The 18,711-nt window shown below is 69.6% G+C and carries 20 protein-coding genes and 4 pseudogenes; 10 read left to right on the forward strand and 14 right to left on the reverse strand.

What is annotated here, in order from left to right; genetic code table 11:
- Positions 1-14 precede the first annotated feature (14 nt).
- Genes ACIOKD_RS35030 through ACIOKD_RS35040 form a run of 3 tightly spaced genes read right to left on the reverse strand, consistent with a single transcriptional unit; the run spans position 15 to position 3,529 of the window.
- Positions 15-965, reverse strand: a complete 951-nt coding sequence (locus tag ACIOKD_RS35030) for an AAA family ATPase (RefSeq protein WP_402091970.1) — start codon at positions 963-965, stop codon at positions 15-17.
- Entirely contained in the window at positions 962-3,109 is a 2,148-nt protein-coding gene (locus ACIOKD_RS35035) for a trypsin-like peptidase domain-containing protein (protein ID WP_402091971.1), read from the reverse strand. Before ACIOKD_RS35035 ends, ACIOKD_RS35030 begins: the two co-directional genes overlap by 4 nt.
- Before the next feature lie 3 nt (positions 3,110-3,112).
- A complete protein-coding gene (locus ACIOKD_RS35040; RefSeq protein WP_402091973.1) occupies positions 3,113-3,529 on the reverse strand; it encodes a CU044_2847 family protein in 417 nt (138 codons plus the stop codon).
- Positions 3,530-4,242: 713 nt separating this feature from the next.
- On the opposite strand from ACIOKD_RS35040, the gene ACIOKD_RS35045 reads away from it, so the two are divergent.
- Positions 4,243-4,536 (forward strand): DUF1778 domain-containing protein, encoded by a 294-nt coding sequence (locus tag ACIOKD_RS35045; RefSeq protein WP_402091975.1) that lies wholly within the window; start codon positions 4,243-4,245, stop codon positions 4,534-4,536.
- A complete protein-coding gene (locus tag ACIOKD_RS35050; protein WP_402091977.1) occupies positions 4,533-4,919 on the forward strand; it encodes a fic family toxin-antitoxin system, toxin component in 387 nt (128 codons plus the stop codon). Before ACIOKD_RS35045 ends, ACIOKD_RS35050 begins: the two co-directional genes overlap by 4 nt.
- A 203-nt stretch (positions 4,920-5,122) precedes the next feature.
- On the opposite strand, the pseudogene ACIOKD_RS35055 reads toward ACIOKD_RS35050, so the two are convergent.
- A pseudogene (locus tag ACIOKD_RS35055) lies at positions 5,123-5,692 on the reverse strand (GTP-binding protein); the annotation flags it as partial.
- Positions 5,693-5,721: 29 nt separating this feature from the next.
- Positions 5,722-6,492 carry a zinc ABC transporter ATP-binding protein AztA gene (gene aztA, locus ACIOKD_RS35060; protein ID WP_402091979.1) on the reverse strand — a complete coding sequence of 257 codons (771 nt, stop codon included), beginning with the start codon at positions 6,490-6,492 and terminating at the stop codon, positions 5,722-5,724.
- A gap of 15 nt (positions 6,493-6,507) precedes the next feature.
- Between aztA and aztB the strand changes: the two genes are divergently transcribed.
- From aztB to aztD, 4 genes are all read left to right on the forward strand, one after another.
- Positions 6,508-7,362, forward strand: coding sequence for a zinc ABC transporter permease AztB (gene aztB / locus ACIOKD_RS35065; protein ID WP_402091980.1), 855 nt, complete (start codon positions 6,508-6,510; stop codon positions 7,360-7,362).
- 21 nt (positions 7,363-7,383) lie between these two features.
- Entirely contained in the window at positions 7,384-8,619 is a 1,236-nt protein-coding gene (locus ACIOKD_RS35070) for a hypothetical protein (protein WP_402091982.1), read from the forward strand.
- Positions 8,616-9,593 carry a zinc ABC transporter substrate-binding protein AztC gene (gene aztC, locus ACIOKD_RS35075; protein ID WP_402091984.1) on the forward strand — a complete coding sequence of 326 codons (978 nt, stop codon included), beginning with the start codon at positions 8,616-8,618 and terminating at the stop codon, positions 9,591-9,593. Before ACIOKD_RS35070 ends, aztC begins: the two co-directional genes overlap by 4 nt.
- 89 nt (positions 9,594-9,682) lie before the next feature.
- On the forward strand, positions 9,683-10,882 hold the full coding sequence (gene aztD, locus ACIOKD_RS35080; protein WP_402091986.1) for a zinc metallochaperone AztD: 1,200 nt from the start codon (positions 9,683-9,685) through the stop codon (positions 10,880-10,882).
- A gap of 98 nt (positions 10,883-10,980) precedes the next feature.
- On the opposite strand, the gene ACIOKD_RS35085 is transcribed toward aztD, so the two are convergent.
- From ACIOKD_RS35085 to ACIOKD_RS35110, 6 genes are read right to left on the reverse strand one after another with little or no spacing between them, the layout of a single operon-like run.
- Entirely contained in the window at positions 10,981-11,439 is a 459-nt protein-coding gene (locus ACIOKD_RS35085; protein WP_402091987.1) for a metal ABC transporter permease, read from the reverse strand.
- Entirely contained in the window at positions 11,379-11,867 is a 489-nt protein-coding gene (locus ACIOKD_RS35090; RefSeq protein WP_402091989.1) for a metal ABC transporter permease, read from the reverse strand. The genes ACIOKD_RS35085 and ACIOKD_RS35090 overlap by 61 nt, the downstream gene beginning before the upstream one ends.
- A complete protein-coding gene (locus ACIOKD_RS35095; protein WP_402091990.1) occupies positions 11,864-12,076 on the reverse strand; it encodes a hypothetical protein in 213 nt (70 codons plus the stop codon). The genes ACIOKD_RS35090 and ACIOKD_RS35095 overlap by 4 nt, the downstream gene beginning before the upstream one ends.
- Complete coding sequence (locus ACIOKD_RS35100; protein ID WP_402091992.1) at positions 12,073-12,606, reverse strand: metal ABC transporter ATP-binding protein; 534 nt, start codon at positions 12,604-12,606, stop codon at positions 12,073-12,075. Before ACIOKD_RS35100 ends, ACIOKD_RS35095 begins: the two co-directional genes overlap by 4 nt.
- Positions 12,599-12,907, reverse strand: a complete 309-nt coding sequence (locus tag ACIOKD_RS35105; protein WP_402091993.1) for a hypothetical protein — start codon at positions 12,905-12,907, stop codon at positions 12,599-12,601. The genes ACIOKD_RS35100 and ACIOKD_RS35105 overlap by 8 nt, the downstream gene beginning before the upstream one ends.
- A complete protein-coding gene (locus tag ACIOKD_RS35110) occupies positions 12,870-13,229 on the reverse strand; it encodes a hypothetical protein (RefSeq protein WP_402091994.1) in 360 nt (119 codons plus the stop codon). The genes ACIOKD_RS35105 and ACIOKD_RS35110 overlap by 38 nt, the downstream gene beginning before the upstream one ends.
- Before the next feature lie 318 nt (positions 13,230-13,547).
- Here ACIOKD_RS35110 and ACIOKD_RS35115 point away from each other — a divergent pair, with 318 nt between their 5' ends.
- From ACIOKD_RS35115 to ACIOKD_RS35125, 3 genes and pseudogenes are all read left to right on the forward strand, one after another.
- A complete protein-coding gene (locus tag ACIOKD_RS35115; protein ID WP_402091996.1) occupies positions 13,548-14,627 on the forward strand; it encodes a Kelch repeat-containing protein in 1,080 nt (359 codons plus the stop codon).
- Between the two features lie 328 nt (positions 14,628-14,955).
- Positions 14,956-15,261: pseudogene (locus tag ACIOKD_RS35120) on the forward strand (prolipoprotein diacylglyceryl transferase family protein); the annotation flags it as partial.
- A gap of 148 nt (positions 15,262-15,409) precedes the next feature.
- Positions 15,410-15,787 (forward strand): DUF6069 family protein, encoded by a 378-nt coding sequence (locus tag ACIOKD_RS35125; protein WP_402091997.1) that lies wholly within the window; start codon positions 15,410-15,412, stop codon positions 15,785-15,787.
- A gap of 597 nt (positions 15,788-16,384) precedes the next feature.
- On the opposite strand, the pseudogene ACIOKD_RS35130 reads toward ACIOKD_RS35125, so the two are convergent.
- A pseudogene (locus ACIOKD_RS35130) lies at positions 16,385-16,771 on the reverse strand (MMPL family transporter); the annotation flags it as partial.
- Here ACIOKD_RS35130 and ACIOKD_RS35135 point away from each other — a divergent pair.
- A pseudogene (locus ACIOKD_RS35135) lies at positions 16,771-17,164 on the forward strand (LuxR C-terminal-related transcriptional regulator); the annotation flags it as partial. The pseudogenes ACIOKD_RS35130 and ACIOKD_RS35135 sit on opposite strands and share 1 nt — an antisense overlap.
- Positions 17,165-17,289: 125 nt before the next feature.
- Here the strand turns inward: ACIOKD_RS35135 and ACIOKD_RS35140 are convergent.
- Both ACIOKD_RS35140 and ACIOKD_RS35145 read right to left on the reverse strand, forming a co-directional pair.
- Positions 17,290-17,937 carry a DUF4232 domain-containing protein gene (locus ACIOKD_RS35140; protein WP_402091999.1) on the reverse strand — a complete coding sequence of 216 codons (648 nt, stop codon included), beginning with the start codon at positions 17,935-17,937 and terminating at the stop codon, positions 17,290-17,292.
- A gap of 397 nt (positions 17,938-18,334) precedes the next feature.
- A complete protein-coding gene (locus ACIOKD_RS35145) occupies positions 18,335-18,547 on the reverse strand; it encodes a hypothetical protein (protein ID WP_402092001.1) in 213 nt (70 codons plus the stop codon).
- Positions 18,548-18,711: the final 164 nt, after the last annotated feature.

The following is an 18,711-nucleotide window of genomic DNA, read 5'->3' on the forward strand; positions in this document are numbered from 1 at the left end:
GCCGCTCGCCACGGTCACATCGCCCCGGTGAGCTGGTGCAGTACGGCGTCCAGGAGGCCCTCGGCATCCAGGTCGACGCCGCCGAGGCGCAGGAAGACGGCGTTGAGCAGTTGATCGGTGGCGAGTTCGCCGGGGGCGCGGCGACGCAGGAACGAGTCGAGCAGGTCGTCCGCCTCCCGCAACGCGTCCTCGCCGAGGTGGGCGGCGACGATCGCGCGCAGCCGCTCCTCGTCGGGCACGGGCAGGCCGAGGCGGATGCAGCGGCGCAGGAACGCGGGCGGGAAGTCCCGTTCGCCGTTGCTGGTGATGACGACGACGGGGAACTCGTCACACTGCACCCGCCCCTGGTGCACGCGCACGGTGCCCCGGTGGTCGGCGGTCTGCACGTCCACGTCGGCGATGTCCTCGGGGAGCCGGGTGAGTTCGGGGATGGTGAAGACGCCTTCTTCGAAGACGGTGAGCAGATCGTTCGGCAGGTCGACGTCGCCCTTGTCCATCTCGTCGACGAGCAGTGCGCGCGGCACGGCGGAGGGGACCAGCGCGGTGCCGAGCGGGCCGAGCCTGACGAACGTGCCGATGGACGGCTCCCGTTCACCCCGGTCGCGACTGAGGGTCGTCTCACGCAGGCGGCCGATCGCGTCGTACTGATAGAGCGCCTCGCGCACGGTGGAGCGGCTGTTGACGGGCCAGCGCAGCAGCTCGCCCAGGTTGAGTTCGTGTGCGACGGCGCGGGCCAGTGACGACTTCCCGGTGCCGGCGGGACCGGTGACGAGCAGCGGGCGGCGCAGATGCAGCGCGGCGTTGACCACATCGGCGTGCTGCGGCTCGATCAGGTACGGCAGTTCGGGCCGCATGGCCGTGCTGGGTGTGAAGCGGCGCCACGGCGGGGCCGAGGGCAGGGTGACGGCCCGGGGTACGCCGTCACCGCGAAACAGACGCCAGTCGGCGTCGGGAGCGGTCGTCATGGGCTCTCCTGTGGTTCGATCAGGTGCAGTCGGGGCACCGTGCGATCGGCGTCCGCCCAGGCGAGGACCGGGCGGCCGGGGAACTCCTGCGGGCGGGCCATGGTGTTGGCGCGGTAGGAGCGCACGCCGTCGGGCAGTTCCCGGGTGGAGACCTCCGCCATGTGCTTCACCACGTGCGAGTCCTCGTCGCGTCCGCGGTCCCACACCACTACGGGTACGCCCACCGCGAGGCAGATCTGCACGATGCCCTCCCGCAGACCCGGGGGTACGTCGACGGAGACCCGCACCGCGTCGAGCTTGCCCATCAACTCGTAGTAGATCTGGTTCGGATCCTTGGACGCGTCCGAGAAGACGAGAGTCGCTCCGGAGTCGAGGCGGTTCCATCGGCGCCGCCAGTCGGGGAGGAAACGCTCGTGCCGGAGCAGGAGCTCCGGGCAGTGCACGACCAGCGGGAACTCCACCCCCAGCACTCCGGGGACGATCTCGTCGGGTGCGCCGCCCGCCCATTCATCGACGGGCAGGTTGAGGCTGGTGCGGTCCACCAGAACCTCCACAAGCGGGCGCTGACCCTCCACGGCCAGCGGCCCGAGGGACTCCAGGACGCGCAGCAGCTCACGCGCCGCCTCCGGCGCGGAGTAGGAGACGGCGGCCGTCACGGACACCTGCCGCGGCCCGGCGCCCTCGTCGCACCAGATCCGCAGCCGGTGGCGCCCCGGTTCGGCCCGCCGCACCTCCACCAGGACCCGTACGCGGGCCGAACGCGTCCGTAGCTCACGCGCCCAGTCCTGGGCGTCCGAGCGGCGCTCGGCGAGCGCCGAGCGGGGAATCCCGAGCCGGACGGACACCCCGTCGGACCACATCCGCAGCCCGGCGCGCTGCGGGCCGGCGCACAGCACACCGACGTACTCCATGACTCGCAGCAGCGCGGGCACTCTGGGCTCGCCGTCCTCGGAGTGGCCGTCGCCCGGCAGTGCCTCAAGGCGGTCGAGCAGCGTGTCCAGACTCCCGCCGGGGAGCGCCGCAGCCAGCGGCAGCGCCGCGCGCATCGCCTCCCCGAACCGCCCGAGCACGGACTTGTCGACGCCGCGCAGGAGCTGGTGCAGGCGGGTGTACTCCGTGGGGGAGAGCAGCCGTGGCCCGTGCGCGAGGCGGCCGGCGGCCAGCACATGGCCGGTCGCCGTCGCGTCCCGGCGCCGCAGGATCTGGGTGAAGGCCGCCAGGGCGCGCGGATGCGTGAGGAGGAAGTCCGCGAACTCTTCGACGGTGGGCGGTGTCACCTCGCCGCCGTCCTCGACGTCGCACGCACGGGCGAGCTGGCGGGCGACGTCGCCGCGCCCGGACGGTGTCGGGAACGCGGTGTCGAGCGCCTCGATGAGCAGCACGAAGGCCGGCTCATCGGACTCGGCGTACGACAACTCCTCGCTGTCCAGGGCTCCCACCGACCGCAGCTCGGCCTCGACGTGCTGCCACGGAATACCCCAGCTGCGCCGGACCAGGTGCTGGGGGCTGTACGGCAGGAACGCTCCGGTGGCGGGGTCGCGGGGCGGCATGAAGTGTGCGACGACGAGACCGACCACGGCCCTGTGCTTCAGGGACCACACGGGGCTGCCGCTGTAGCCGGGGCCGACGGCCATGCCGGTGGTGTCCCCGTCGAGGTAGCCGATCTGCCCCTCGGCGAACTTGACCGTCAGATCCGCGAAGGTGTTGCCACTGCCGCTGCCGTGCCAGGCGCGTACTTCCTGCCCCGCCTCCATCAAGGTCCGGTGCGACGGCGGGTGCACGCCGTCACCCGGCGCGTCGACCCGCAGTACGGCGAGATCGCCCAGCCACTCGTCCTCGTCCACGCCCACCGGGCCGTCGGCCATGCTGCGCGGCGGGATCCAGTGCGCCACCCGTGCGGGGTACCTCTTGCGGCCGCGCGGTCCGCCGAGTTCGACGGGGACCTCGTCGGGACCCGGCGGCCTGGCGTCGAACAACTCCCTGCCCAGAGCGTCGTTGACGACATGGGCGCAGGTCAATACGGTGTCGGCGGCGAGGATGAAGCCCGCGCCCGCCACCGTGCCGTCCTGCGCTCGGCGTACGGACGCCACGCACGCGCCCATGGCGCTGCCGCCGGTGTTCCCCAGCGCGCTGAACCACCCCATGGATCACTCCGCACCCGGTGTCGCGGCGGGGTCGGCCGCCGCTGTGGGCTTCCAGGCGGCGGTGACGGTGAGGTGGGCCTGGCCGCTGCCGCCGACGATTCCGAACTTGAGGTCCTGGCCGACTTGGACCCCGAAGGTCACGCTCACCTCGTCGGGCGGGTGCGGTGTCGACTGCACAGAGTTGTGGACCTCCTCCAGCAGCGGGCCGAGCGGTCGGAGCGCGCCGCGTAGGGCGCCGGCCGCGAAGCTGACGGCCGTTCTGCCTCCGGCGGCCACGGGGACGGCCTTCCCCATTCCCTCGGGCCGGTCCACGTCAGGCGCCGGCACCGCCCCGCCCGGGGACGTCCCGGCCCGGGCGGGGGTGAGCAGAAACCTGACCGGAGTACCGTCCTCGAACTCTGAATTCGTGGTGGTGGACACGGGTACATTGTGGCGGAGTCTGGCCCATGACAGGAGCATGTGTACCGAACTCGGGGACCACAGGGGCGTGTTGAGCACCGAAACAGGACACGGCCCGGTCGTACCGGCTCAGGTCCGCGCCAGTGGGCCACGCACACCGACGTGTGCGCCGGACGGCTGTCAGGTGCCTGGAACTGCTGCCGCAGGAGCGGATGCAACGGTTCCAGGAAAATGGTGGCGACCGTGCAGTCGAAGCGTCCCCCGGCCGGCGGCACTGCACTCCGGTCGGCAATGGCGCGAACCCGCCTGGGTACGAGGGCGGGAGAGCGCGGGCCGAAGCCGAGGTGCTGCTGATCACAGCGGACAACAGCTCCTGGCAGGCTTGTGCGGCGCCGAGGAAGACGTCCCGGCGTGGGCATCGCCGTCCCGATGCCGACCCGCGACGCACCCCGGGTCCGGCGTCGCGCCGCGGTGCCAGAAGCGGTTCCGGTCGATCGCCTGGTAGACGTCGAGCAGGGTGATCGCCGCCAAGTCCCGCGAGCATTGAGCCCGCCCCTGCCCCCGCCGTGAAGCGCGAGGCCGGCCTTACTCAGGGCGGCCGGCAGGTGGCGTCGACGGTGGCGCGGCTCCACAGTTTGGCCCGCTTCTTCTCCGGCCCGCTGCGCTGTATCGGGATCGGTGGCTGCGGCCGTGTGTGCTGGCTTCCGGATGGGGCCAGTAGTACCATCGGTATCATGACGAGTTCCAAAGCTCTCAACCTGAGGTTTCCCGACCCGGGCCAGCGAGAAGCGATCGAGGCGGCGGCCCGGCAGGAAGGCGTGAGCATGCAGGAGTACATTCTGCGGGCCGCCGTCGACCGGGCCACTGCGGTCGAGAAGACGTTCCTGGCAGCGTTCCAGGCCTCCCGGGCCCGCAGCGGCGAGGCTTTCCGCAACCTCACCGAACTCGATCCGAGTGCGGAGCAGCGGGCTGCGGAGCAGGCCGCGCGCGCCGAGGTGGAGGCGCCCTCGCAGGGGCACGCCGCGTGAGCCGACCCGAACCGCAGCATCCCCTGGATGTGTCCTTTCTGCTGCACGCCGCGGAACTTCTCGACGGGGACCCGCAGGTGGACGATCTCGGGCCGCTGTACGCAGCCATCGGGCGGGTCAACGCCCGGGCCCTGGAGCACGATGTCTACGGTTCGCTGAACCTGAAGGCGGCAGCGCTCCTGCACACCCTGGCCCGGCTGCCCTGCCTGGAGCACTCCAACGCGGCGTTCGCCTGGCATGCGACCGAGGCCTACCTGATGCTTCACGAGCGACGCCTGGACTACCCCATGAAGGCCGCGGCCGAGCTCGTACGCGACGCCTCCTCCGGCGCGCGGGGCGTCGCCGGCATCGCACGCCAACTGCGCGACTGGACCGCCAGCTGAACCATGCTCGAACTGCTCATGGGGAGTGAGCAGGTGGGCCAGCACCGGCAGGGTTACACCATGCCAGTCGACCGCGGCTTGAAGGTCGCGCAGCAGGTGGTAGGACCAGGCGGGATGCCGCGGCCGGCCGAAGTTGGTCGCCATGATCGTGAAGACGCCTGATGCATCATCCGCCGCCTCGTGCCGGAAGCCGTCACGCGACAGGGATTGAGCCGGGTGAGCACGCCGCGCAGCCGGTCCGCGTCAACTCTCTCGACCAGGTCCAGCTTGTTGAGTACGAGCGCGTCGGCGAACTCGACCTGGTCGATCAGCAGATCGCTGACGGTGCGCTCGTCGTCCTTGTAGAGGGCGAGTCCGCGTTCGGTGAGGTCGTCACCGCCCGCCAGTTCGGCCAGGAAGTTGGCCGCGTCGACCACGGTGACCATGGTGTCGAGGCGCGCCACCTCGTCCAGGGTGGCTCCGTCGTCGCGGGCGAAGGCGAAGGTGGCGGCCACCGGCATCGGCTCGGAGATGCCGCTGGACTCGATGAGCAGGTAGTCGAAGCGGCTTTCCCGGGCGAGCCGGTCGACCTCCTGAAGCAGATCGTCCCTGAGGGTGCAGCAGATGCAGCCATTGGTCATCTCCACCAGCCGCTCCTCGGTCCGCGAGAGAGCGGCCTCGCCCCCACGCACCAACGCGGCGTCGATGTTGATCTCGCTCACATCGTTGACGATCACCGCCACACGCAGTCCGTCGCGGTTGGTCAGGACATGGTTGAGCAGGGTCGCCCTTCCCGGCGCCTACATGAAAACGGTGTTCATTGCTAGCGGGTGGGTGACGACTCCATGGCCTGGAGGGGCTGCCAAATCCGGGCCAGCGCCGATGTGGTGAGGACCTGGTCGGGAGGTCCTTGGCCGACGAGGTGGCCGTCCTGGAGCAGGAGGCAGGCGTCCGCCGCGCGTGCGGCCTCCAAGTCGTGGGTGGCCTGGATGACCGTCACGCCTTCGGCGACGAGTGCTGTCAGCAGTTCCGCGATCCGCGACCTGGCCTCCGGATCCAGACCGGTGGTGGGTTCGTCGAGCAGCAGCAGGTCCGATTCCTGTGCCAACCCTTGCGCGATGAGGGCGCGTTGACGTTGGCCGCCCGACAGTTCTCCCAGTTGGCGTGAGGCGAGGCTGCCGATGCCGAGCCGGTCGAGCGCGGTCTCGACGGTCGCGTGGTCTTGGCGGGTCAGTCGACGCCATGGTCCGCGCTCGCCCCAGCGCCCCATTTCCACGGTCTGCCGGACGGTGAGCGGCAGGGTGTCGCCGACTGCTCCGCGTTGCGGCACGAACGCGGGGGGTCGGCTTCCGTCGTGATGCAGTTCGCCGGATGTCGGGTGGATCACACCGGCGATAACGCCGAGCAGGGTCGACTTGCCGCTGCCGTTCGGCCCGACGAGCACTGTTGTCGCCAACCTCGGTATGTGGGCGCTGAGTTGGTGGAGTACGGGACGTCCTGGATAGCCCGCGCACAGGCCGGTGAAGCGGATGTGGGGGGTCCGTTCCAGGGGCGGAGCGGGCGAATGGTCCGGTTCTTTGAACATGATTTTCATTGTAATGTCATCGGCATGGAATGGTTGACGGCCCCGTTCGAGGTGACCTTCGTGCAGCGAGCCCTGTGGGGCGGAATCCTCGTGTCCGCTATCTGCGCGCTGGCCGGCACCTGGGTGGTCCTGAGGGGAATGGCCTTCCTTGGGGACGCCATGTCCCACGGCCTGCTGCCGGGGGTCGCGCTGGCCGCGCTGCTCGGCGGGAACCTGATGGTGGGCGCGGTGGCCAGCGCCGCCGTCATGACGGCGGGCGTCTCCGTGCTCGGGCGTGTACGCAGGCTGTCGCAGGACACCGGCATCGGGCTGCTCTTCGTCGGCATGCTCTCGCTCGGCGTGATCATCGTGTCGCGCTCGCAGTCCTTCGCCGTGGACCTGACCGGCTTCCTGTTTGGCGACGTTCTCGCCGTCCGCGAGCAGGACCTGTTGCTGCTGGCAGTGGCGCTGTTGGTGGCGCTGGTGGTGTCGGCCCTCGGGCATCGCGCCTTCGTGGCCCTGGCATTCGACGAGCGCAAGGCGAAGACTCTGGGGCTGCGGCCACGCCTGGCCCACGCCGTCCTGCTGGGCCTGCTCGGTCTGGCGATCGTCGCCTCGTTCCACATCGTCGGAACGCTGCTGGTCCTCGGCCTGCTCATCGCTCCTCCGGCGGCGGCCCTGCCGTGGGCGCGCAGCATCCACGGGGTCATGGCGTTCGCCGCGCTCCTCGGGGCTGCCGCCACGTTCGGTGGCCTGCTGCTGTCCTGGCACTTGGGCACCGCCGCCGGCGCGACCGTCTCGGCCCTCGCCGTAAGCCTGTTCTTCCTCTCCCACGTGCTGTCCGGTCTGCGTCACCGCCGTGCGCACCCCGCACCCGTTCCCGCTCTCGAAGTCAACTGAAAGAAGCTTGAGGCGATTGCCATGACCGTCCGCAGAAACGTCACTCCATGGGCTTCGGCCGCACTGGTACTCACCGCGCTGCTCGCCACGAGCTGCACCGGACAGAAGGACAGTGCCTCCCGACCTGCGACGGGTTCCGCCTCCGCCACCCCACACGGGTACGTCGAGGGAGCGAAGGAGGCCGCTGAACAGCAGTCCCGTCTGCTCCTCAACGACCCCGCCGACGGAGACAGCCGCGTCCTCGACCTCCTTACCGGCAAAACGCACAGGACCGCCCGGGTGGAAGGCGCCGACCGGCTGGACACGGACGGCAGGTTCGGTTACCTCCACACCTCCGAGGGCACGCACGTGCTCGACAGCGGCGCCTGGATGGTGGACCACGGCGACCACGTCCACTACTACAGCGCGGAGATACGCGACGTCGGTGAACTTCCCGCGGGCGGCCGGTCGCAGGCGCGCAGCGACATCGTCGTGACCACGGTGACCGATGAGGACGGGAAGGGCGTCCTGTACGACCGCAGCAAACTGGGGAAGGGCGAGATCGCGTCTTCCCGGACGCTGACGGGCACCTACACCGGCGCTGTCGTGCCGTACGAGGAGCACCTGCTGGCCTTTGCGGACGAGGGTGCGACGACGAAGCTCGTCGTGCTCGACCGCAAGGGCGAAAGCGTCGCCTCACCGGCCGCCGAGTGTGAAGAGCCCCGGGGTGACGCCGTCACCCGGCGCGGGGTGGTGCTGGGCTGCGCAGACGGCGCCCTGCTCGTCAGCCACAAGAACGGAGCCTTCACCGCCGAGGCCATTCCCTACCCCGAGGACGCCCCGCGGAACGAACGGGCCACCGCCTTCCGGCAGCGCCCCGGCAGCGACACCCTCACCGCACCGGCCGGAGACGACGCCGTATGGGTCCTGGACGTCACTGACCGGACGTGGACCCGGGTGGAGACCGGTCCTGTCATCGCGGCGAACACCGCTGGGGAAGGTTCCCCGTTGCTCGTCCTGGAGACGGACGGCTCGCTGCACGGTTACGACATCGCCACCGGGAAGCAGGTCGCACGGACCAAGACGCTCCTGACCGGAGAAGAGCCGACCGGCGCCGACGGCAGCGCTCCGGTGGTCGCGGTCGACCGCGGTCGCGCCTACGTCAACGACCCCAAGGGTAACAGGGTGTTCGAGATCGACTACAACGACGACCTGCGCATCGCGCGCACCTTCGACCTGGACATCGAGCCGGTCCTCATGGCGGAGACCGGCCGATGAGCCGGACCACGGCGAAACAGCGCGTACGGGTGGGCGCGGCACGGCTGCGCAGCCTGATCGTGGGCCTGCTCGCACTCGTCACAGTCGCCGCAGCCTCCGCCTGCACCACCGGTGGGGACCGGCCGAGCATCGTCGTCACGACCAACATCCTCGGCGACATCACCCGGGAGATCGTCGGTGACGAAGCCGACGTCACTGTCCTGATGAAGCCCAACGCCGACCCCCACTCCTTCGGCTTGTCGGCGCGGCAGGCCGCCCAGCTGGAGCGCGCCGACCTCGTGGTCCACAACGGCCTGGGACTGGAGGAGAACGTTCTGCGGCACGTGGACGCCGCCCGCACGTCAGGCGTCGCCACCTTCGCGGTCGGCGAGGCAGCCGAACCTCTCACCTTCCACACGGCCGACGGCGGCGGCCCCGCGGACGGAGAAGGACAGCCTGACCCGCACTTCTGGACCGATCCCGACCGGGTCCGCAAGGTCAGTGGCCTCATAGCCGACCAGGTGGTCGAGCACGTCGACGGGGTGGACGACCGTGCGATACGCACCCACGCCGACCGCTACGACAAGCGACTCGGCGAGCTGACCGCCTGGATGGAGAAGTCCTTCGACCGCATCCCCGAGGACAAGCGCGCTCTGGTGACCAACCACCATGTCTTCGGCTACCTCGCGGACCGCTTCGGTTTCCGGGTGATCGGGGCGGTCGTCCCCAGCGGCACCACGCTGGCCTCACCCAGTTCCTCCGATCTGCACTCGCTCACCGAGGTGATGGAGAAGGCCGGTGTACGCACCGTGTTCGCCGACTCCTCCCAGCCCACGAAGCTCGCCGAGGTCCTGCGCACGGAACTGAACGACCGGGTTCAAGTCGTGGAGCTCTACTCGGAGTCCCTGACCGCGAAGGGCGAGGGCGCCGACACCTACCTGCGGATGATGCGCGCCAACACCACCGCCATGACCGACGGCCTGACCACCGGCTGACTCCCCCTTACTGCCACGCACACCGGCCGACGGGCCGGAGCTGTCACACACCACTGCCGCCACCGAGCGGCCCGGAAAGGAACACACAGATGAACAAGTCGATACGCAACAGAGCTCTCACGGGTACGGCACTGGCCCTGGCGGTGTCCACGGTCCTGACTGCTTGCGGTGGAGACGACTCCTCCTCCGATGCCAAGACCGAGGGCACCGCGAGCACGACGCCCGCCGCCGCGGTCAAGGACCCGTTGGTCGCCTCCTTCGACGGCGGCCTGTACATCCTGGACGGCGAAAGCCTCGAACTGACCAAGACCCTCCAACTCCCTGGCTTCAACCGCGTCAACCCCGCCGGTGACGAGGACCATGTCGTCGTCTCCACCGATACCGGTTTCCGCGTCCTGAACGCCGCCGGGCAGGCCCTCACCGACATCGAGTACAAGGGTTCGAAGCCCGGACACGTCGTCCGTCACGCGGGCAAGACGGTGCTCTTCACCGACGGCACCGGAGAGGTCAACGTCTTCGACCCCGCCGACCTGAGCGGCGGGAAGAAGCCGGAGGGACGCACCTATGCCTCCGCCGAGGCACACCACGGTGTCGCCATCGAACTCGCGAACGGTGAACTCCTCAGCACACTGGGCACCGAGGAGAAGCGGACCGGCTCGCTGGTGCTGGACAAGAACAACAAGGAAATCGCACGCTACGAGAAGTGCCCCGGCGTGCACGGCGAGGCGGCCGCGAAGAACGAGGCCATCGCGGTCGGCTGCGAGGACGGCATCCTCATTTACAAGGACGGCAAGTTCACCAAGATCGACGCGCCTGACGACTACGGCCGCATCGGCAACCAGGCCGGCAGTGACGTCTCCCCGGTCCTCCTGGGCGACTACAAGACCGATGCGGAGGCCGAGTTGGAGAGGCCCACCCGCGTCTCCCTCATCGACACCGAGAAGAAGAAGCTGCGCCTGGTCGACCTGGGCACCAGCTACTCCTTCCGCTCGCTGGGCCGCGGCCCGCAGGGCGAGGCGCTCGTCCTGGGCACCGACGGCGCCATTCACGTCATCGACCAGAACAGCGGCAAGGTCGAAAAGAAGATCCCGGCCGTGGGCAAGTGGCAGGAGCCGCTGGACTGGCAGCAGCCCCGGCCCACCCTGTTCGTGCGCGAAGGGACCGCCTACGTCTCCGACCCCAGCGAGAAGGCGTTGCACGCCATCGACCTGAAGACCGGCAAGAAGGTCACTTCGGTGACCCTGCCGAAGAGCACGAACGAACTGTCGGGTGTCGTCGCCGGACACTGACCGGATCCGGTGACCCACCGCTCCCGCTGTCCTCGCGGCCTGTCGGTCGCAAGGACAGCGGGAGCAGTCGTGTACCGCCGGCGCGGCCGAAAGGGGGCTCAGTGGCCGGCCGCGACCAGGGACGTGGCGTCCGGGGGCCGGACCAGCTTCGCCAGCAGCCCGTGGCGCGGTGCCAGACACCAGTTCAGGACGAACAGACCGGTCAGCACCCTGACCACCGAGCCGCCCGCGGCCAGGTCGTACGTGTACGAGACGCAGAGCCCGGCGATGCTCCCCGGACACCCCACGGTCGAGGCCAGCACGGTCATGGCCCACAGCCGCTCGGTGCGCATGCGGGCCGTGGCCGCGGGCGTGATGAGCAGGGCCAGGACGAGAATGTTGCCGACCGCTTCGAGGGACATCACGATCGTCGTGGTGACCAGGATGTACAGGGTGAGGTCGAGGCGGAACACCGGCAGGCCCGCGCACCTGGCGGTCTCGCGGTCGAGGCTGACGGTCACGAGTTCCTTGCCGATCGCCAGGACGACCAGCACCGGCACGGCGCCGATGACGGCCACGGTCCCACGTCCCCGGCGCTGACCGCCAGTACCTGCCCGAACAGGAAGGACGACAGATCCGTGGTCCAGCTGTCTCGGGTGGAGACCAGCACGATGCCGAGCCCGAAGGCGAAGGCGAAGGCGAAGAAGACACCGATGACGGTGTCCTCCTTCAACCGCCGGTTCTGCGAGACGAAGGCGATCAGCACGGACGTGGTGACACCGGCCGCGGCTCCGCCGAGCAGCAGGTTGCCCTGGAAGGCGTAGGCAGGGGCCACACCCGGAAACGCCGAGTGGGCCACGGCGTCCCCGATGAACGCCATGCCGCGCAGCACGACATAGACCCCGACGACACCGCACACCGCCCCGATGATCGACGCAACGGCGAATGCCCGCTGCATGAAAGGCAGTTGCCAGGGATCCGCGAGGAAACCGATGAGGGCGTTCATGGTGCGGTCACCGTGCCGATCGCGCGATCCAGGCCGAAGGCCCGCAGCATCTGTTCCGGATCGGACAGGAGTTCTGGCCCGCCCTCGGCGACCACGGTGTGGTTGAGCAGCACCACCCGGCCGCAGGTCCGGGCGGCTGCCGCCAGGTCGTGCGTGGTCATCAGCAGCCCATTGCCTTCCGCGGCCAGCCGGCCGAACAACTCGTTCAACAGCTCCTGCGTGGGGACGTCGACCCCCGTGAACAGCTCGTCCAGGAGCAGGACACGTGGGCCAGCGCCCGGGCCACGAGGACCCGTTGCCGCCGGCCGCCGGAGAGCTCGCCGACCGGTCGGCGCCGCAGATCGGTGAGCCCGGTCAGTTCCAGCGCCTGGTCCACGGCGGCCCGGTCCGCGGCGCCCGGCCGACGCAGCCAGCCGATCCGTCGGGTCCGGCCGGTCAGGACCGCTCCCGCGATGTCGATGGGGAAGTCCCAGGCGAACTCGTGCCGCTGCGGTACGTAGCCGACACCCTGCCCGGACCGGCGCCCGGTTCGGCCCTCCACAGTGACCTCCCCGGCGGCCAGCGGCACGAGTCCGAGGGCAGCGCGCAACAGCGTCGTCTTCCCTGCCCCGTTGGGGCCGATGAGGCCGACCAGTTCCCCGGCGCAGACCGACAGATCGGCCCGCTCCAGGACAGTGCGTCCGCCGAGGGACACCGTCGCGCCGACGACTCGTAGCAGCGGGTCCGTGCCGTCAGCCACGTGCGGTCCTTCTGCGGCGGGCGGCCAGGAAGGACACGACGCCTGCCGCGGTGAGCGCGGCAGCCGTCGTGCCGGCCATCATGGCGCCGCCGGCGCCGGTGGAAGCCATCGACCCGTCGGAGCCGTCCGACGTCGAACCGTCCGTGGAGCCGGAGCCCGGGCCGGAACCCGAGCCGGACGCGTCCGAGGAATCCGCAAAATCCGAGGAGCCGGTGGAACTCTTGTCCGAGTCGTCGCCCGGTGCCACCGTCGACGGATCGGTGTCACCGACCACGAAGGTCACCGTCTCCGTGTCGCTCACGGCCTTCCCGTCGGGGAGTTTCCCGCTCATCCGGCTCCGGCGCGAAGATGTTCCCCGCCTCCCAGCCGTTGAACTGCCGGCTGTCCAGGGTGGTGGTGCCCAGCGCGGTGGCCAGGGGATCGAGGGTGTACTGCAATGTGGACGGCACCGCGTGCAGCACGACCGCGGACGGTTCCCGCACGACGGTCATACCGCTGCTGCGATCGTCGATCTGCAACTGGAGTGCTCCGTCGACTAGTCGGGGAGTGAGGTCGAGTTCGCCTTCGTCGAGGACGACGGCACCGCCGGCGGCGAGGTGTCCACGAGCAAGGGAAAGCTTCAACCTCAGACCCGTACGGCCAACACGGGCAGTAGTGCGAGGTGTTGAAGCCGGACGCCGAAAGTCGGCCCTGCGCGAGCCACCTGGCCGGCGATACCGGTGAGGTATCGAGGAAACCAAAGAGGTCTTGGACAGGCACCGTCACCGGACGGTCAAATCAAAGCACCACATGCCCCGCCGATGCCGGCAGGCAAACGGGACAGGGGAGCCCGTTGTCCCGCACCCGGATGCGTCCGCCCCTCGGCCGACGGCGGACAACCGGCGCGACACACGAGAGCGGACGCCGTACCCGGTACTTCCGCACAGGAAAGGCGAGTATTCATGGAGTTCAACAGGCAGCGGCGCAATGTCGTCAAAGCCGTGGTGTCCAGCGGGCTGGCGGCAGCGGGCGTGTCCGCCCTGTCCCGGCAGTCCTCGGCGCAGGCGACGGAGCACCCGACGCTGCCCACGCCCCGAGGGCTGTGGCGCGCACGGTCCCCGCTGCCGGTCAAGCGGGCCGAGGTCGGGGTGGCCGCGGTCGGCGGACGGTTGTACGTCGTGGGCGGCACCGTGCAGAGGGGCGATGAAGCCCCCGTATATGCGACGACCGAGGTACACAGTTACGACCCCCGGCAGGACGAGTGGTCAAGCCATGCCCCACTGCCCAAGCCGCTCACGCACGTCGGAGTGGCCGCGCTGGGCGGCCGACTGTACGCCTTCGGCGGGTTCACCAGCCCTGTCCACATGAATCCGCAGCGGGACGTGTACGTCTACGACCCGCGCCACGACGTATGGGACCGTCTCCCGGACATGCCGGTGGCACTCGGGTCAATCGCGGTGGCGTCCGTCGACGGACGCCTTCACCTGCTCGGCGGGCGGGACTCCCACCGGGTCGTCACCCCGGAGGGGTCGCCCTTCTCGCTGGGGTACGGCACCGTTCGCACCCATCACGTCTTCGACCCCCGGCGCAACACCTACGTCACCGCCGACCCCCTGCCGACCGAGGGACGGGACCACGCCGGCGTGGCAGTCCTCGGTGACCGCGTCCATCTCGTGGGCGGCCGGGTCGAGGACATCGACGACAACCTCACCCGCCACGACGTGTACGACGTCCGCCGTCGTCGCTGGGTCAGGGCGGCGCCGCTGCCCGTCGCCCGGTCCGCCGGTGCGGCGGTCGCCCTCGGCGGACGCCTCGTCTACGCGGGTGGCGAGTGCAGGCCGGGAAGCAGCACCGAAACGTTCGACGACGTCACCGTCTACGACCCGCGGACCGAGCGGTGGAGTGCCGTCACGAAACTGCCGGGCAGCCGCCACGGGTTCGGCGCGGCGCAGATCGGCGGCCGCGCGTACTTCGTCGCCGGTTCGCCCGACTGCGGAGGAGGGGCCAGCGCCGACACACATGAACTGACCATGCCGAGCTGACAGCGAGACCCCCGCCCGACCCCTGCCAGGTTGACGCTCCTCACCCCGGCCCCGTCACACCCCAAGTGGAGCCACTATGAGTGAGCCTTTTCCAACCGCACGACAGGAGGTTGGAAAAGGCATCAGTGTCTGTCAGAGGGCGTCGCCGTCCTGGCCGTCCGCCGCTCCGCGTACCGCCGGACAATGCCCTGTGATGCCTTCAGTCCATGCGGATGATTCCCCGGCCGAGTGCGGAGGTGACAGCGGCGGTCCGGTCGCTGACGTATAGCTCGGCGTAGATGTGCAGCAGGGCCCTGGAGATCGATTCCGCGCACCGGCCCGTGGCCACCGCGGACCTGCCACGTATCACCCGGCGTTCCTGTACGAGTCGTTGTGGTGTCTTGGCGTGGTCGCTCTGGTGGTGTTCGCGGATCGGCGTCGGCGTCTCGACCGGGGGCGGGCGTTCGCGCTGTATGCCGCCGCGTACACCGTCGGGCGCTTGTGGATCGAGTACCTGCGGGTGGACGGGGCCCACCACTTCCTCGGCCTGCGCCTGAACGACTGGACGGTGCTGCTGGTGTTCACCGTCGCCGTCGCCCACCTCCTGGCTACGGCACGGCGCACGGCCGACAGGTGTGCCGGTGTCGACGTCGGCCGTGCCTCTCGACGAGTGGCTGCAACCGGCAGCCCGAGAACTGACCACATTCCCACCATGTTCCCTCTCATGATCTGGAGTTGCCATGTCCCCTGTCTCTGATACCTCTGATGTCTCTGCGACGCTTCCCGTACGTCGGGGTCCGCTCGTGGTGGCGCAGGGTGTGTTCGCCGCCTTCCTGCTGTCCTCCGCGGTGAACGCGTTGATCGCTGTGCTGGCGCACACGCTGGGTGCGCCGGAGGGCTTCGACCCGTTGGAGCCCTCGTCGTACGTCTTTCCGACCGCGCTGGGAGTGCTGGCGGGAGCCGCCGGGTGGGCCCTCGTCCGCAGGTTCTCCCACGATCCCGAACGGCTGCTCCGCCGGCTCGTCCCCTCGGTCGTCGTGGTGTCCTGCGTTCCGGACTTCTTCCTGTTCGGCGAGGGCGGGGCGGCCGGTGTAGTGGCGTTGCTCCTGATGCACATCGCGGTCGCGGTGATCGCGGTGCCGGTGTACCGCAGGGTTCTGCCGCTGAGCCCGGCGCGATGAGCACGTGCCGGACCCGCCGGGCACCTGTCCGCAGGATGTCGTCCGTGGCAACATCCGCTTCCCCGAAGAATGAGCTTCTTCAGTGTTGCTGCTCCAGAGTGAGGATGGCGTTGGCGATTGACGTCATGCGGTGGGGACTGCATCGGGATGCCGGTACCCAGGACGGCACGGGAGTCTCCCGGTGCCCGCGCCCGCCGACACCAGAGCCCGCCAGCCGCACTTCGCCGCCTGGCGGGACAGTTCCGACCGGGATCTACGCAACCGCCGCCCGGCTCAAGAGCATGGACTTACCACGACAGCCGGGCCCGCCCGCGGCCACGTCGTCGCCCGGGCGAACAAGCCGCAACTGGGGTCAGATGCTGTCCTGACGGCCCGTTGGCGGTATGACGCCGTTGGGGCGTTCGAACAGGACGACCAGGGCGTGCGGCAGGTCGATTGCGGCAGGATAGGGATCCAACACGGCTCCTGTGCCGCTGAGTTGAGACGTCGAACGTCTCCCTCAACGGCACAGGGGCCCTGTCCGTTGCGCACCCCGACCCCACACCGCCCCGTCACCCGATCGGTGACCACTCTGGCAACGCTCACTGTTGCCCACAAGACCTGGTAGTCCATGGAGAGGCCGAAGAGGATCGCGAGCATGATCAGGGGCAGTTCGGCCTCGACCGGTCCGGCCTTGCCCAGGCCCAGGAGTTCCGAGCCCCATCCCCACTGGAATACGGCCACGACGACCCCGAAGGACGCGGCCGAGGCGAGCAGGTTCATCACGGCGGCGGTCAACGGCACCAGGACGCTGCGGAACGCGATCATGAGCAGCAGACAGCCGAGTCCGACGATCACCGCGAGGAACAGTGACAGTTTGCCGGTCACTATGTCGGCCAGGTCGGCGGATGCCGCCGTCGGGCCGCCCACGTGGACGGTCAGACCGGTCCCGCGTTCCGCGGCCGGAATGACGTCCTCGCGGAGGTGGGTGACCAGGGTGCCGGTCGCAGTACGTCGAGCAGCTCTACGCGAGAGAGTTGATGTCGGACCGCGCTGGGGCCGTGGGCTATCTCCTGAAGGACCGGGTCATGGCCGTCGACCAGTTCGTCGACCACGTCCGGCAGGTCGCCTCAGGCAGTACGATCATGGACCCCGACGTGGCCGCCGCCCTGCTGACCCACCTCTCGGCCGATCCTCACCTGCTGGCGCTGACCCCACGTGAGCACGAGGTCCTCTCACTGATGGCCCCGCTCCAATACCGCGATCGCCGCCCGGATGTTCGTCACCGAAAAAACCATCAGCAAACACAGCTACAACATCTTCACCAAACTCGGGCTCGAACCGTCCGAGGACGACAACCGCCGGATCCTGGCCGTCCTCGCGTACTTGGAAGGCTGACCCACCGCGGCCCACCAGCACCCAAGGCCGCGGCCCCCGACACAAACAGGTCGAGGGCCGTAGCCGTACATCTCACACAGCCGTACGTCTCACGCAGCTGTACACCTTCGCTTGAGGCGTACCGGTCAGCTCGCCCCGCCCTGGCCCGCGCTGCCTATCGGGCCGACCTCGACGGCGGAGCCGGAGCCGTCGGTGACGGGCAGACTGGCGGCGCCCGGCCATGCGAGGGTGACCGACTTCGTCTCGTCCGGCGGCGTCACCACCAGCCCGGTGATCTTGACGCCGGAGCCACCCGAGTCGTTGACCGGGTAGTTGATGCCGAACGACACCGACTCACCGTCCTTGAGAGTCGTCGGGCCGGTGTCCTGACCACTGCGCTTGGCGGACAGGTCCCCCTCGCTGGTCTTCAGATCGACGCCCGCGTATCCGGACAGGGAACAGTCCCGGCCGCCGCCGTTCTTGAACGTGACCGCGACCGACCTCTCGGGGTCGCCGTCGATGGTGCTGTCCGTCGCGGTGACCTCCAGTTCGTCGGTACGGCACTTGCCCACCCCGGCGTTCGCGCCGGAGCCACTCCCGGTGGAACCCTCCCCCGCGGAGTCCTTCTCGCCACCCTGCTCCGAACCGCCCGAGCCCGAACCGCCGCCCGAGGAAGACGCGGAGGCCGCGGACGACTCATCGGGCTGCACCGCGACGCCATCGCCGTTGCAGGCCGTCAGCGCGAGACCCGCGGCAACGGCCAGGGCGGCGAAGGTGAGCTTGCGAACGCGCATTGTTTCTTCCTCAGTCTCGGTGGGGGGTGCCGGCTGCTCGGCCCGAGTCGTCGGTCCGAGTCGTACCGAGCCGGCATTTCTGATCACCAAGAGCCCACCGACCCGGCGAACCGTTCCACCCGACCCACCCCCGCGACACCCCTGTTACATACGCAACCCGGCGCACCAGGCCCATCACAGGGAGAACCGGCCTCTTCCCGTACCCCACGGTTTCGCGCTCACCGGCCACTGGGACAGACCCGTAACCCAGCGGATCTTGACCACGACCGCCGACACCGACGAACACGGTGTCGCTCCCACTCGCGCCGGCGCGGCGCCCGGCCAGGGCCGAATCGAGGGCGAGGAGGTCGTCCTCGGCGCGGCGTCGGCCGGCCAGTTGCGCGGCTTCGCGACAACGTCACATTGTGCCGATCAAAGGTCGACGTCCGGCCCGATCACCAACCCCGTCGGCCTCGGCTCCTTCTCCGAGACGATGCTCCGCATCCGTCTGCACAGCCGGCCGGTGTGCCAACGACTCCACCGACAACGGCCACAAGGACGCGCTCACCTCATCCGCGCCGCCCCGCAGAGCGAACTCCCGCTGATGCCCATAGGAGGCATACGCCGCCATCCCCGCAACCACGCATCAAGATCAGACGGACCACTCCCCGCCACCCGGCGCGGCGCCCTGCTCGGGGCAGAATCGGCACCCGAGATGTTCATCGCACCCCCGCACCCCACACCGCAGGACGGAACCGCCCCTCCACCACGAGCCACCCAACAAGAGCACCGGCG

Origin of the sequence: Streptomyces sp. NPDC087844, from assembly GCF_044742785.1 — a bacterium.
GTDB lineage: Bacteria > Actinomycetota > Actinomycetes > Streptomycetales > Streptomycetaceae > Streptomyces.

Coding starts and splice junctions, on each gene's coding strand:
- ACIOKD_RS35030 (WP_402091970.1), bottom strand. CDS start 965: ATGACGACCGCTCCCGACGCCGACTGGCGTCTGTTTCGCGGTGACGGC.
- ACIOKD_RS35035 (WP_402091971.1), bottom strand. CDS start 3,109: ATGGGGTGGTTCAGCGCGCTGGGGAACACCGGCGGCAGCGCCATGGGC.
- ACIOKD_RS35045 (WP_402091975.1), top strand. CDS start 4,243: ATGACGAGTTCCAAAGCTCTCAACCTGAGGTTTCCCGACCCGGGCCAG.
- aztA (WP_402091979.1), bottom strand. CDS start 6,492: ATGAAAATCATGTTCAAAGAACCGGACCATTCGCCCGCTCCGCCCCTG.
- aztB (WP_402091980.1), top strand. CDS start 6,508: ATGGAATGGTTGACGGCCCCGTTCGAGGTGACCTTCGTGCAGCGAGCC.
- ACIOKD_RS35070 (WP_402091982.1), top strand. CDS start 7,384: ATGACCGTCCGCAGAAACGTCACTCCATGGGCTTCGGCCGCACTGGTA.
- aztC (WP_402091984.1), top strand. CDS start 8,616: ATGAGCCGGACCACGGCGAAACAGCGCGTACGGGTGGGCGCGGCACGG.
- aztD (WP_402091986.1), top strand. CDS start 9,683: ATGAACAAGTCGATACGCAACAGAGCTCTCACGGGTACGGCACTGGCC.
- ACIOKD_RS35090 (WP_402091989.1), bottom strand. CDS start 11,867: ATGAACGCCCTCATCGGTTTCCTCGCGGATCCCTGGCAACTGCCTTTC.
- ACIOKD_RS35115 (WP_402091996.1), top strand. CDS start 13,548: ATGGAGTTCAACAGGCAGCGGCGCAATGTCGTCAAAGCCGTGGTGTCC.
- ACIOKD_RS35140 (WP_402091999.1), bottom strand. CDS start 17,937: ATGCGCGTTCGCAAGCTCACCTTCGCCGCCCTGGCCGTTGCCGCGGGT.
- ACIOKD_RS35145 (WP_402092001.1), bottom strand. CDS start 18,547: ATGGCGGCGTATGCCTCCTATGGGCATCAGCGGGAGTTCGCTCTGCGG.